A 12,320-nucleotide genomic window follows, 5' to 3' on the forward strand; every position below is an offset into this window, starting at 1 on the left:
CTGCGCAAGGGCAGACCGGGCATATGAGTATTTTGGGCAAGATGAAACGGGTCAGCGCCCGCGCCGATTTCCTGTGCTGCGCGAGATGAAGCCGGGCGGACGTTTTGCCACCCATCGAAAGAACTTGGCCAGATGCGGGTGGCTGCGCAGCGCTTCAACCGTGGCGTAATTGCGGGCAATCTCAGCCTCGCTCAGGGTGGCGTGGATTTCCTTGTGGCAGATGTGGTGCAGCAGCACGGTTGCCCCGCCCTTGCCGCCCTTCAGCTTGGGCAGCAGATGATGGCGGCTTTGCGGGACGTCCGGTGGGATCGGACGCTCACATAGCGGACAAATCGGGGGATCATCGGGCAACGGGGAACACATCAACACTGTTCCCGCTTGTTCTTGAGGCAGAGGCACGGCATGAGGTCTATATATTTCAAACGGCGCCGGGGGCGAGTGGCCAATGAATTTTGACATATCCGAACAGCCGCAGATCGTGCAGCAGGCCTATGATCTGTTGGTGCAACTTTGGGTCCTGGCCGAAGGGTGGCTGCTGTCACCCGCCGCATGGTCGCAATTTGCGCTGCTGCTGGTGGCCTGGTTCGCGGCGCGATTTGCCAACAAACGGCTGCAACCCTTCCTGAAAAAATGGCTGAGCCCCGAGGCAAGCACCGGCTATCTGGACAAGGCGCGGCTGTTCCTGCGCCAGTTCCTTCCTCTGTTGCTGCCGCTTCTGGCCTATGTCTTTACCGGGATCGGCGAAAGCGTGGTGCGGTCGCTGTTTGACAGCGGCGCGGTGATCGCCTTTGGCAAACGGCTGTTCCTGTTCATCGCAGTGCGCGCCATGGTGCGCGATATCATCAAAGACCCGCTGTTTGGCCTGTTGGGGCGCTATGTTCTGCTGCCCATTGCAGCGCTTTATGCGCTGGGGCTTTTGGACTTTGCCACCGCCTGGCTGGACGGCGCTGTGGTGCCGCTCGGCAACCTCTCCTTCTCGCTGCTGGCGCTTTTGCGGTTTGTCATCATCGGCGGGATCATCTTCTGGCTGGGCCGCTGGTCAAATGACCAATCCGCCACGCTGATCCACAAACAGGAGGCCATGCGCCCCGCCACCCGGCAACTGGCCGTGAAAGCGGCCGAAATCGGCATCTTCGGCGTCGCCTTCCTGATCTTCCTCAACATCATGGGGATCCCGCTGACCTCCCTCGCGGTGCTGACGGGTGCGATTGGTGTGGGCCTGGGGTTTGGCCTGCAAAAAATCGCGTCGAACTTCATCTCTGGCGTGATCCTGCTATTGGAGGGTCAGGCCACAGTTGGCGACTATGTGGAACTTGATGGCGGCGAAGCGGGCACCATTGTCAAAATGACCGCCCGCGCGGCGATTTTGGAAACCTATGATGGCCGCTGGATCGTGGTGCCGAATGAGGATTTCATCACCACCCGCGTGGTGAACTATTCCGATCAGGGCAGCGCCAACCGCTATGAGGCGCCGTTTTCGGTCAGCTATGACACCGACATCAACAAAGTGCCCGACATCATTGAGGCCGCCGTGGCCGAGCTGGATTTTGTTCTGGATGATCCGGATGGCCCGGATTGTGAGCTGCGCGGTTTTGGCGACAGCGGCGTTGATTTCGCGGTGGAGTTCTGGGTGAACGGCATTGACGATGGCCGCAACAAATACACCCCGAAGGTGCTGTTTGCCGTCTGGAACGCCCTGAAAGACGCCGGGATTGAAATCCCCTATCCGCATCGCGTGGTGGAAATCAAAGGCGGGCCCCTGTCGTGAGTTTTGCGCTGGTCATCGGGGCCGGCCCGGCCGGGCTGATGGCGGCCGAGGAGCTGGGCCGCGCCGGTCACCAAGTGGTGGTGGCCGAGGCCAAGCCATCTGTCGCGCGCAAGTTTCTGATGGCGGGGAAATCCGGCCTCAACATCACCAAGGATGAACCGTTTGAGGCGTTCCTGACCCATTTCGAAGAAGCCGCAGAATGGCTGCGCCCTATGCTGCAGGCCTTTGGCCCGGAAGAGGTGAAAACCTGGGCTGATGGGCTGGGTCAAACGGTCTTCACCGGCTCCTCCGGTCGGGTGTTTCCTGAGGTGATGAAAGCCTCCCCGCTGTTGCGGGCCTGGCTGACCCGGTTGGCAGAATACGGGGTGGAGGTTCGCACCCGCTGGCGCTGGACCGGTTGGGATCAAGCAACCCGCTGTTTTCACTTTGAAACCCCAGTGGGCGCCCAGACCTTGCAGCCCGCCGTGACCGTTCTGGCCTGTGGTGGCGCCAGCTGGGCGCGGCTGGGCTCGGACGGGGCATGGGCCGACTGGGTGCCGGGCACCCGACCCTTTCAACCCGCCAACATGGGGTTTGAGGTCAGCTGGAGCCCGCATATGCAGCCCTACTTTGGCCAACCGCTGAAAAACATCTTGCTGAAAGCCGGCGGTCAAGAGGTGCACGCCGAATGTGTGCTGTCCGCCCGCGGGATCGAGGGCGGGGGCATCTATGCCGTGTCGCGCCGCCTGCGCGATGGGGCCGGTCTGTACCTGGATCTGGCGCCAGACCTCAGCGAGGCGGCACTGCGATCGAAACTGGCGGCTGTGGGCAAGAAACAAAGCGCCAAGAACCGGCTGCGCAAAGGGGCACGGCTGGATGCCGCCAAATTGGCCCTGGTGATGGAGGTGGCGCGCCCGCTGCCGGCCGATCTGGCCCCGGTGGTGAAAAACCTGCCCGTGCCGCTCTCCGGCCCACGACCGATAGACGAGGCGATCTCAACCGCCGGAGGCATTCCGCGGGACGCTTTGGACGACGGACTGATGCTGCGCGACGCGCCGGGGGTCTTTGCCGCCGGTGAGATGCTGGATTGGGAAGCCCCGACCGGCGGCTATCTACTGACCGCCTGCCTGGCAACCGGCCGCCATGCGGGAATCGCAGCCGCAGCGGCCATGACAGCCGCATCCAAAGGGAAAACCAGCGCAACACAATAAGGAGGCCCCATGACCACATCCCCGATGCCCCGCGGCAGCTGCAGCTGCCAACAGGTCTCCTTCACACTCACCGGCCCGGTTCTGTTCCGCGCACTCTGCCACTGTTCCATCTGCCAACGCTTCAATGCCGCGCCTTATGGTGACGTGCTGGCCATCCGCGCAGGCGATGTGGCCGTCAAAGGCGCCGAACACATCGCCTACCGCAGCCACCGCCAGCCACCCCTGTTGAGCCGTGGCCGCTGTGCCAGATGTGACGGCGTGGCGATTGAACGGCTGAACCTGCCCCTGATGCCCAAGATCTATCTGATTCCCGCGCAGACCTTTGAGGCCGCTGCCGTTTTGCCCAAGGCCAGCTTTCATATCTTCTATGACAAGCGGCAACAGGACCATGCCGACACCCTGCCGAAATCCAGCGGCTACCTGCCGAGCGAGCTGCGCTTCACCCGCGCCCTGCTTACGTCGCTGTTGAAGAAATGACCGGCTGCTCCGACATGACGGGCTGCGCCTGGGCTTAGCCGCAGAAACGCGCCCGCGTGAAAAGCCCCCAGAACCACAAAACCCCAGCGTTTCCGCCGGGATTTTTGAGGAAAGTGGTGAGCCGTGAAGGATTCGAACCTTCGACCCACTGATTAAAAGTCAGTTGAACACCACTTGCCCTCACTCGGCAAGAGCTGTCACTACTCGACATATCATACTGTTTTAAAACAAATAAACTACATGTACGTCAATCAGGGCTTGTCATTGCCTGTCAGGATCGGGCACAAATCTATCCGTATAATATCCGTAGAGTTTTGCATGGCATTCAAAAGCACCAAGACCAAATTGACCCAGTCAGTCGTCAACACCGCGCTGCGCAATCGTGATCAACCAATGATCTATCGCGACACTGAAGTGTCAGGGTTTCAGCTGCGCGTATCGAAGCGCAGCGCCACCTTTTACCTCGATTACAAGCCCGTCGGCTTGCGGCCAGACGGCAAGCAGCATGGCAGCAAAATGATCAGCATTGGTTCAGCGCACTCCCACAGTGTCGCTGAGGCACGGGCAGCTGCGGCCAAGCTGAAATCAGACGTCACTGACGGCCAAGACCCAGCCGCAACCCGGAAGGCCAACAAAGAGGCCAAGGTGATCGAAATGGCGCGGGCTACCACGATGGAGGAGGCCGCAGAACGTTACGCCCAATCCATGATCAAAGGGTCGACGCGCCACGTCACCACCGAAAGCGGGGCGCTGCGCAACGCAATCAAAGAAATGAAGGTCGAGGCCACGGTTCCATCTGACGTCACGCTGAGCGACGTCATGAGGATGCTGGACCTAAACAAAGGCCGCGCCTGCGCAGTTCATCGTTTCGGGGCGTTGAATCGTTTCTTCGATGACCTTCTCGCGCGGGAGGTCATCACAGAGAACCCCTGTGCGCGTGTCACCAAGCGTCATAGGCCCAAACCGCCCCAACCACGCACCAGATTCTATACCGCCGCTGAGATGCGCGCTCTGTGGCTCTGTGAGGGTCTCTCTGAGGTGCAGCTCCGGCTCCTTAGGGCCATGATGTTGTTGCCACTGCGTTTCAGCGAAGCCTGCGACCTTGTGGCCAGTGAGGTGGAGACGCAAAACGGGCGCATCGTGCTGTCGGAGAAGAGGACAAAGAACGGCGATCTTTTCGCGATGCCCGTGCCAGCCGAAGCAATGGCCATGTTGAGCGCTCCCGCCAATGACGGTGATCCGCGCGTTTTCGCCCTAACAGAACAGGGTAAGCCGTTCACCAGCTGGACCAGCCTCAAGAACAAGGTGCGGAAAGGATCGGGCGTCGAGGATTTTAACTTCCATGACCTACGCCGAACATTCATGACAGTTCTGGCTGAACAGGGGGTTGGTGATCCGACAGTGGCCGACGCCTTGCTGAACCATCGCCAATCAACCACCCGCGCCGGTGTATTAGCGGCTTACAATCACGCGACACTTTGGCCGCAGAAAGTCCGCATGATGGATGCATGGGCAGCCCTATTGGAGCGCGCAGTCGCATCCGGTGACTGGGGACCCGGCGACTCAGCGGTGCCATTCCGACGCCTAGGTGGCTGACTGAGCGCGCACCAGAGGCCCTGAGAGCATGACGCCAGCAGTCATGGCCTCGCAGGCTCCTTATGCGACCCTGAGACCGCAAACACGTCTCACACAGCCTGTGAGCCTCCCTGACGCTTAGTGCGTGTGGTGGCGTAGGCTCGTTCTGCGCGGTCTATCGGCCAGTGACCCTGAACGAAGAAGCCGCCCGATCCATGGTATCCTTGGACCGCGCGGCTGCTGAAACTCTGGTGGCAAACAACGCCACCTATGAACGCTGTCACTTCTGAACGAAGACGCAGGTGCTGGCCATGGAGACTGACTGTCGGCGCTGGCACATTGCCAAGCTCGGCAAACAGTTCGCGTACACTTGGCCAGAGGACGTGCTAACCAACTGCCAGCACCCGCTGGCTTGGGCAGTCGTGGCGATGATGGTGAAGGTGATAGCGGCAGCAATGGTCTTCATCTTGGTCTCCTGAAATTCTGACCGCATACAGCCACACCTTATAAGTGAATGTCAAAGTCAAGATGCTCTTTATATGGGACACGATCAATGTAGGATGGCGACTTTGAGGTCTGAGCTACGATGCCTGCCTGACCGCCGTTGTAGAGCTACCATACTGAATATTTCACAAGGCCGTGGCCCCTACTTGCCCATTTGTTTGGCCAGAATTGCTGCGGCGGAAAGGTCCAAAGAGTTGGCGTCGTCCTTGATGATGCCGTCCTGTGTCGGACGGAACAGCGAAGCCAGAACAATTGCTTGGTTGTCCTGACCAACTTTTTGGCCTTCGATCATCGCCAGATAGGTTTCGGCAAATGCTTCCTTCTCGCTCGCGTCCAGAGCCAAGTGGCGTTCGCTCAGGTACACGCGGTACTGCAGGCGAACCATCCACATGAACAATGACATCATGAGTAGGAGGCCCGATAGCGTGAGGGGCCCCTTTACCGAGAAACTTTGCTGGCAAGCTGCAGGATGCATCCCAACGCAGTTAGTCGTGTAGAAACTTTGCGCGATGTATCCACCGAACAGGAAAGGAATCAGTAGACTAGCCAACACCACAACAAATGAGATGGTGAAGAAAAGTAGTAGGGCTTGAAACGCTTGTTTGTTGTGATCCTGTGTTCTCTTGCGCCAAAGCTCAACGGGCGCCCTCAGTCTCAGTTGCGCTTGATATAGGTCTTTGAGCCTGTCGAACTCACGTTGATTGTCCGTCAGCTGTTTCGAAATTTTTAGGGCCGCACCTTCGATTTGTAACACGCAGGTGCGGTGATGATTTTTCAACAACTCCTCGCTGGAAGCGAACCATTTGGTGAACTTCTTCTCGCGTCGAACTTCGCGTTTGCGGAGGATTCTGCGCACTCTCCCCGCTGTGTGAGACTCGCCATCCCGAAAGGCGCTCAATTCCGCTCTGTGAGCCTTATTGATCTCGTCGGCCTCGTCTAGAAACCTCTGGATAGCTTCGTCAAGACTTTCCACTTTCAGGTCCGCAGACCGCACGCTTCCTGCAATCTTCTGAGAGCTCACTTTGTGAAACGGAAGCACCTCGGCAACGTAAGCCGCCCCCAATAAGGCATTCCCTCGCTGGATCTGCTTTAAGATGCTTGGGTTGCCTGAGGTGTTGATCCCTCGACTAGTGTTTATGAACGCCAACAACGCGTCGATCGCTTGTGCTTTTCGGTCGCTGGAATGCAGCCCTAAAATCACTTGACCTTCGGAAGAGGTGCTCGGTGGAGGGGCCATGAACTGGTGACCAGAAGAGGTCAGGCGTCCGAATGCTCCAGCATCCGAAAGTTCTCGTCGTAGAGCGGAAAAGACACCGAGGAGCACCTCCCAACCGCTCAAGCCGTGTGAATGAGAAAAATTGAATTTACGTGCGAAGTCAGAAGAAATTGTCGATAATACGGGCGTCCAAACGGCCTCTTCCTGCGCAAGGTATTGTGACATCGCTTTGGATGTTGGGTAGGAAACGTCAGGATAGCCCCTGTAGTGTATGACAAATGGCACCTTGCTCATGGCTTTCCCCCAATAACTTGCGCTTGAATTTGTTGGATTGTGGCCCTCAAGCCTCCCGCAATCATAAATAGAATCTACCTGCACATGCTTCAATAAAAAGCGCGAATCCAAGGAATTAGCCAGCATTCAACAAAAGATCTATTTATTTACAATTACTTACAGAAATGTCCGCAATTTTTTCACAATAGGGACGACCGGCAAAGCATAGCTGGGTCAGGCTACGACCATCTTAAACAGACGGAAGTAAAAAATGCCCAACCGTACCAGCGAAACCTGCCCAACTTGTGACCGCAGCAAAAACTTGCCTGAGTTTGCTGATCGTAACACGCTCGCTGAGATCATCACCCGGCGGCTCTTCCCCGTAACCGCCCGCACAATTCGCTCATGGCCACTGTCGGTCTGGCACCCCAACGGCAAAGCCATTCACCGCGTCTCTGAGGCGCTGGCCTACGCTGAGGCCAAGATGAACGCAGCCCCTGAAACGCGCCAAGGGCGCTGACTTCAGGTTTAGCGCAGCAATGTGCAAGAGGCCGTCCAGCCAGACGCTGGGCGGCCTTTTACTGTCACGGCTCTTGACCAGACTGTTCGGCAACAAGCTGATCGAGCGAAGGTTGATCCAGCATTACGCCGGGATGACCAGAGACGAGCGTCTCCAACTCATATCGTGACATCTCAATCAAAGGCCGCTCCTGCGACTGCTCCACTGGCTCAGGACGCTTCGGAGCTGTCCACCCTGTCCGGTCAAGAACATCACGCGCCGCTTGGAGGCGGACGGAAGCAGGTGTAGCGTCTGAGGCCATGAGGTCGCGCAAGACTGTGATCGCGCTAGGGCCAAGTGCTTTCAGCTCGTCATTCATGGCGGAACGGATCATCTCAACCACCCCAACATCACGCAGCCATTTGTAGCCCATACTGTGGGCAGACCCTTGTGGCACGCCAGCCATTCTTGCGGCCTTGGAGGCATTCCCACAGCGCACGTAGGCTTCGGCAAACGCCTGTCTCTTAACCCAGTCAGTCTTGGCCATTGTGGGGTCCTAGGTTTGTTCTAACTGGGCTAAGGCTACCCCGTCATGTTCTTGCTAGTCGTCCGGATTTTGGCGGCTGCAACAACAGTCTTTACATTTTTGCTAAGGGCCATCGCCCCCCCGGAGGGGGAAGGGCGAGAATTGGCCCGACTTGCTTTTTAACTAGGACGCTTAGGCCAGTGGGGGCAGAGTCTACAGCAATAGCCAAGGAGCTTAATCTGTGCAGACTTGCACCACATATAGCCAATAGCGGAAATTCTTTGCGCTACATATTGACTTTTTCGACAAGTCCTGCGCAGACTAGAGACGGTTGAAAAGCAAGCGGCTGAAAGACTTGAGGCATGATTGCGCTACAGCGCCTCCGGCGCGGCGCAACGCCTAGGAAGCAAGCGACCTAAGTCTCTAGTCTGCTTTTTTAGACAAGTTGAATCCACGAAAATGAAACACATCGCTAAACACCGGAGCCTGTCCGGTGACGAAAACGTATGGAAAGCCGTTATCAAACGCGGCAACAAGTACCAGGGGCGCTTGATGACAAATCGGGGGCCCCGACTAACTAAGCGCGTTGATACGCCAGAAGAAGCCGTTGAAGAGCTCCATGCTCTCCGGATCTACCTTCGGCTTGGAGGCTACCTCTAGGGTCAAGAGGATGGCTTACGCGTTCTGTTGGCTGACCACCATTTGCGGCGAGAGCAGGGGAGGTAAACCTTGGGCAGCGAGTCCCGTCGGCGGCCCTCATATGCCCCCCCCTGCTCAAGTGCGGTGTGAACTCTTGGACTGACAGAGGAAAGAGATAGAATCGGTTTAGGTCCGGCATCGAGCAGCAACCAACTCGACGTACCGCTGCGCATGGGCCTCATGTGGAGAACATTGAGTGCTCAGAAACTATCCGTATATTTTCCGTAGAGTTTGAACCAAAGGCCAAGCCACCGGACGTTGGTCCGGCGTAAGCACTTGATCTTAGGGAGGAAAGTGGTGAGCCGTGAAGGATTCGAACCTTCGACCCACTGATTAAAAGTCAGTTGCTCTACCAACTGAGCTAACGGCCCACTCTCTCGTGTGGGGCGCTTCTAGATAGACTGGGGCGGGGGGTCAAGCGGATTCGGGAATTTTTTGGCAAGAAATTTGAATCTTTTTTCGCGGCTGATTTTCGCCCCCTATTCTGCATCGTGTTTGCCCGCCCGGCAGGACATTTGTGGCGGCGAAACCTGGGTTGCATCTGCCTCATGGGGGCTATGCAGGGCTGTAATCCGCGCCATATCTGGATTGATTGGGGAATCACGCGTATAGGGACGCGATGGAACAGAACCGCCAAACCGCTTTGCCCTTCATGAAAATGCATGGGCTGGGAAACGACTTTGTGGTCGTGGATGCCCGCACGCGTGTCGTGCCGCTGCCTGCGGCGCTGGTGATCGCAATCGCGGAGCGGCACAAAGGTGTGGGCTACGATCAGCTGGCGGTGATTGAAGCAAGCGACAACGCCGATGCGCATCTGGTGTTTTACAATGCCGATGGCTCGACCTCAGCGGCCTGTGGCAACGCCACCCGCTGCATTGCGCGCCATCTGATGGATGAGACCGGCAAAACTGATCTGCATCTGACCACGGATCGCGGTGACCTTTACGCCCGTGACGCCGGCGATGGGCTGACCTCGGTCAATATGGGCCAGCCACAGCTGAGCTGGGATGAGGTGCCGCTGGCACAGGCGATGGACACGCTGGAGCTGCCGATTGAGGGCGCCCCAACAGCGACCGGCATGGGCAATCCGCATTGCACCTTCTTTGTGGAGGATGCCGAAGCGGTGGATCTGGAGGCGCGCGGCGCTGCAACAGAACATCACCCGCTTTACCCTGAGCGCACCAATGTGCAGTTCGCCAGTGTTATCGGCAAGGATCATCTGCGGATGCGGGTCTGGGAACGCGGTGTTGGGGTGACTTTGGCCTCTGGCTCCTCCTCCTGCGCGACGGCCGTGGCGGCGGCCCGGCGTGGCCTGACAGGGCGCAAGGTGCAGATCGAACTGGACGGCGGCACCATCTGGATTGACTGGCGCGACGATGGCGTCTGGATGACCGGTGCCACCATGCATGTCTTTACCGCCGCGCTGACCCCCCAGTTTCTGGAGTCCGCGTCATGACGAAACCGCCGGTCTTCGCCACCCTTGGCTGCCGTCTCAACGCCTATGAGACCGAAGCGATGAAGGACCTCGCCGCACAGGCGGGTGTCGAAGGGGCCGTTGTGGTGAACACCTGCGCGGTCACGGCCGAGGCAGTGCGCAAATCCCGCCAGGAAATCCGCAAGCTGCGCAAAGAAAACCCCAACGCGCGGGTGATTGTGACCGGCTGTGCGGCGCAGACCGAGCCTGAGACCTTTGCCAATATGGATGAGGTCGATCTGGTCATCGGCAACACCGAAAAAATGCAGCCCGCCACCTGGCAGAACATGGGCCCCAATTTCATCGGCGACACCGAGAAGGTGAAGGTGGATGACATCATGTCTGTCACCGAAACCGCCGGGCATTTGATTGACGGGTTTGGCACCCGGTCGCGCGCCTATGTGCAGGTGCAAAACGGCTGCGATCACCGCTGTACCTTCTGCATCATCCCCTATGGCCGCGGCAATTCCCGGTCCGTGCCGGCCGGCGTGGTGGTCGATCAGATCAAACGTCTGGTGGATAAGGGCTACAATGAGGTGGTACTGACCGGGGTCGATCTGACTTCCTGGGGCGCTGATCAACCGATGCAGCCGAAACTGGGTGATCTGGTGATGCGGATCCTTAAACTGGTGCCGGATCTGCCGCGCCTGCGGATCAGTTCGATCGATTCGATTGAGGTGGATGAAAACCTGATGCGCGCCATCGCGACAGAACCGCGCCTGATGCCGCATCTGCACCTGTCCTTGCAGCACGGCGACGACCTGATCCTCAAGCGGATGAAACGCCGCCACCTGCGCGATGATGCCATTCGCTTTGCCGAAGAGGCCCGCAAACTGCGCCCGGATATGACCTTTGGCGCGGATATCATCGCGGGCTTCCCAACCGAGTCAGAGGCGCATTTTGAAAACTCGCTGAAACTGGTTGAGGAATGTGACCTGACTTGGCTGCACGTCTTCCCCTATTCCAAACGCGAAGGCACCCCAGCGGCCAAGATCCCGACCCAGGTGAACGGAAATATCATCAAAGAACGGGCCGCACGTCTGCGCGCGCTTGGTGAACAGCAGGTGCAGCGTCACCTTAAGGCGCAGCTGGGCCAGACCCATCAGGTGTTGATGGAAAACCCGCATATGGGCCGCACCGCACAGTTCACAGAGGTGCATTTTGATACACCTCAGGTGGAAGGCGCCATCGTGCCTGCGATGATCAAAGGCGTTCAGGGGCACCAGCTGACGGTCTGAGGTCCGCCCAGACCGTGATCATCGCGGCCAGCAGGATCACCGCAACGCCGGTGCCACTCCAGACATCCGGCCATACACCAAACAACAGGGCATCAAAGCCAAGGGCCCAGATCATCCCGGTGTATTCAAATGGCGCAAGCGTCGAAATCGGCGCCCGCGCCACGGCCTCGACCCCGGCGATATGCGCGGCACCGCCCAATAGCCCTGCCAGAATCAGCAACACAAGGGTGGCACCGTCGACAGGGGCCCAACCCCAAATCGCACTAAGCGCCCCCAACGCGCTACAGGTCACCGCAAAGTAAAAGGCGATGGCTGCTGGGGTTTCTTCGGCCACCATGCCTTTCACATGGACCCTGACAAACCCCATCGTCGCTGCATACCCCAGCCCCGCCGCGATGCCGATCAGTTCAACCCGGCTGCCAGTGGGGCTTTGCAAGCTCGACAGCAACATCAAGACCACGCCCACGAACCCCAACAGGCAGGCCAGAACAACCCCGCGTGCCATCCGTTCGCCCAGCATGAAACTGGCCAGTGGCAGGGTGATCAAAGGCGTCAAATAGGCCAAAGCCGAGGCATTGGCGACGGGCAGATAGGCCAGAGAAACAAAGGAAAACACCATCGATAGGCAACCAAAGACAGAGCGCAGGACATGCCCTTTGGGGTTTTGCGTTTTCAATCCGTCGCGCAGCTGTCCGCGGAACCACAGGTAGGCTGCGATGGGGATCAGGGCGACGGCGCTGCGCCAGAATACTATCTGTCCCACAGGCAGGGCCTGAGCAAGGCCATGGATGGTTGCGGACATTGCAGTGATCAGCGCCACCGCTGTGAGGCGAAGAAATATTCCGGACATGAAAAGGATCTGACCTTGAGAATATGGGTCA

The 12,320-nt window shown here is 58.3% G+C and carries 11 protein-coding genes and 2 tRNA genes; 7 read left to right on the forward strand and 6 right to left on the reverse strand.

The genetic code is table 11. The annotated features are described in order from the left end of the window. Positions 1–51: 51 nt before the first annotated feature. On the reverse strand, positions 52–363 hold the full coding sequence (locus tag ACORLH_RS20940) for an HNH endonuclease (protein WP_321830275.1): 312 nt from the start codon (positions 361–363) through the stop codon (positions 52–54). 82 nt (positions 364–445) lie between these two features. Between ACORLH_RS20940 and ACORLH_RS20945 the strand changes: the two genes are divergently transcribed. The 3 genes from ACORLH_RS20945 to ACORLH_RS20955 are packed head-to-tail and all read left to right on the forward strand — an operon-like array spanning position 446 to position 3,435. Further along, positions 446–1,768 carry a mechanosensitive ion channel family protein gene (locus ACORLH_RS20945; protein ID WP_321830276.1) on the forward strand — a complete coding sequence of 441 codons (1,323 nt, stop codon included), beginning with the start codon at positions 446–448 and terminating at the stop codon, positions 1,766–1,768. Beyond that, on the forward strand, positions 1,765–2,958 hold the full coding sequence (locus ACORLH_RS20950; protein ID WP_321830277.1) for a TIGR03862 family flavoprotein: 1,194 nt from the start codon (positions 1,765–1,767) through the stop codon (positions 2,956–2,958). The genes ACORLH_RS20945 and ACORLH_RS20950 overlap by 4 nt, the downstream gene beginning before the upstream one ends. A 9-nt stretch (positions 2,959–2,967) precedes the next feature. Beyond that, positions 2,968–3,435 carry a GFA family protein gene (locus ACORLH_RS20955; RefSeq protein ID WP_321830278.1) on the forward strand — a complete coding sequence of 156 codons (468 nt, stop codon included), beginning with the start codon at positions 2,968–2,970 and terminating at the stop codon, positions 3,433–3,435. A gap of 114 nt (positions 3,436–3,549) precedes the next feature. Here the strand turns inward: ACORLH_RS20955 and ACORLH_RS20960 are convergent. Further along, positions 3,550–3,621: transfer RNA gene (locus tag ACORLH_RS20960), tRNA-Lys, on the reverse strand. Positions 3,622–3,753: 132 nt separating this feature from the next. Here ACORLH_RS20960 and ACORLH_RS20965 point away from each other — a divergent pair. Further along, complete coding sequence (locus ACORLH_RS20965) at positions 3,754–5,031, forward strand: tyrosine-type recombinase/integrase (protein WP_321830280.1); 1,278 nt, start codon at positions 3,754–3,756, stop codon at positions 5,029–5,031. Between the two features lie 625 nt (positions 5,032–5,656). On the opposite strand, the gene ACORLH_RS20970 is transcribed toward ACORLH_RS20965, so the two are convergent. Beyond that, positions 5,657–7,024 (reverse strand): DUF6161 domain-containing protein, encoded by a 1,368-nt coding sequence (locus ACORLH_RS20970; protein ID WP_321830281.1) that lies wholly within the window; start codon positions 7,022–7,024, stop codon positions 5,657–5,659. A 250-nt stretch (positions 7,025–7,274) separates the two neighbouring features. Between ACORLH_RS20970 and ACORLH_RS20975 the strand changes: the two genes are divergently transcribed. Beyond that, positions 7,275–7,523, forward strand: a complete 249-nt coding sequence (locus tag ACORLH_RS20975; RefSeq protein WP_321830282.1) for a hypothetical protein — start codon at positions 7,275–7,277, stop codon at positions 7,521–7,523. Positions 7,524–7,587: 64 nt separating this feature from the next. On the opposite strand, the gene ACORLH_RS20980 is transcribed toward ACORLH_RS20975, so the two are convergent. Further along, entirely contained in the window at positions 7,588–8,049 is a 462-nt protein-coding gene (locus ACORLH_RS20980; protein WP_321830283.1) for a terminase small subunit, read from the reverse strand. A gap of 973 nt (positions 8,050–9,022) precedes the next feature. Further along, a tRNA-Lys gene (locus ACORLH_RS20985) sits at positions 9,023–9,098 on the reverse strand. 248 nt (positions 9,099–9,346) lie between these two features. On the opposite strand from ACORLH_RS20985, the gene dapF reads away from it, so the two are divergent. Both dapF and mtaB read left to right on the forward strand, forming a co-directional pair. Further along, complete coding sequence (gene dapF, locus ACORLH_RS20990) at positions 9,347–10,183, forward strand: diaminopimelate epimerase (RefSeq protein WP_321830284.1); 837 nt, start codon at positions 9,347–9,349, stop codon at positions 10,181–10,183. Beyond that, positions 10,180–11,439, forward strand: coding sequence for a tRNA (N(6)-L-threonylcarbamoyladenosine(37)-C(2))-methylthiotransferase MtaB (mtaB, locus tag ACORLH_RS20995; protein WP_321830285.1), 1,260 nt, complete (start codon positions 10,180–10,182; stop codon positions 11,437–11,439). The genes dapF and mtaB overlap by 4 nt, the downstream gene beginning before the upstream one ends. On the opposite strand, the gene ACORLH_RS21000 is transcribed toward mtaB, so the two are convergent. Then, positions 11,405–12,289: a DMT family transporter gene (locus ACORLH_RS21000; RefSeq protein ID WP_321830286.1), complete on the reverse strand. Its 885-nt coding sequence runs from the start codon at positions 12,287–12,289 to the stop codon at positions 11,405–11,407. The two genes, mtaB and ACORLH_RS21000, sit on opposite strands and share 35 nt — an antisense overlap. Between the last annotated feature and the right edge of the window lie 31 nt (positions 12,290–12,320).

This window comes from Thalassovita sp., assembly GCF_963691685.1.
Classification (GTDB): Bacteria; Pseudomonadota; Alphaproteobacteria; order Rhodobacterales; family Rhodobacteraceae; genus Thalassobius.

Bases quoted from the DNA above. Each gene is read 5' to 3' on its own strand.
- ACORLH_RS20940 (WP_321830275.1), bottom strand. From the start codon at position 363: ATGTGTTCCCCGTTGCCCGATGATCCCCCGATTTGTCCGCTATGTGAG.
- ACORLH_RS20945 (WP_321830276.1), top strand. From the start codon at position 446: ATGAATTTTGACATATCCGAACAGCCGCAGATCGTGCAGCAGGCCTAT.
- ACORLH_RS20955 (WP_321830278.1), top strand. From the start codon at position 2,968: ATGACCACATCCCCGATGCCCCGCGGCAGCTGCAGCTGCCAACAGGTC.
- ACORLH_RS20965 (WP_321830280.1), top strand. From the start codon at position 3,754: ATGGCATTCAAAAGCACCAAGACCAAATTGACCCAGTCAGTCGTCAAC.
- ACORLH_RS20970 (WP_321830281.1), bottom strand. From the start codon at position 7,024: ATGAGCAAGGTGCCATTTGTCATACACTACAGGGGCTATCCTGACGTT.
- ACORLH_RS20975 (WP_321830282.1), top strand. From the start codon at position 7,275: ATGCCCAACCGTACCAGCGAAACCTGCCCAACTTGTGACCGCAGCAAA.
- ACORLH_RS20980 (WP_321830283.1), bottom strand. From the start codon at position 8,049: ATGGCCAAGACTGACTGGGTTAAGAGACAGGCGTTTGCCGAAGCCTAC.
- dapF (WP_321830284.1), top strand. From the start codon at position 9,347: ATGGAACAGAACCGCCAAACCGCTTTGCCCTTCATGAAAATGCATGGG.
- mtaB (WP_321830285.1), top strand. From the start codon at position 10,180: ATGACGAAACCGCCGGTCTTCGCCACCCTTGGCTGCCGTCTCAACGCC.
- ACORLH_RS21000 (WP_321830286.1), bottom strand. From the start codon at position 12,289: ATGTCCGGAATATTTCTTCGCCTCACAGCGGTGGCGCTGATCACTGCA.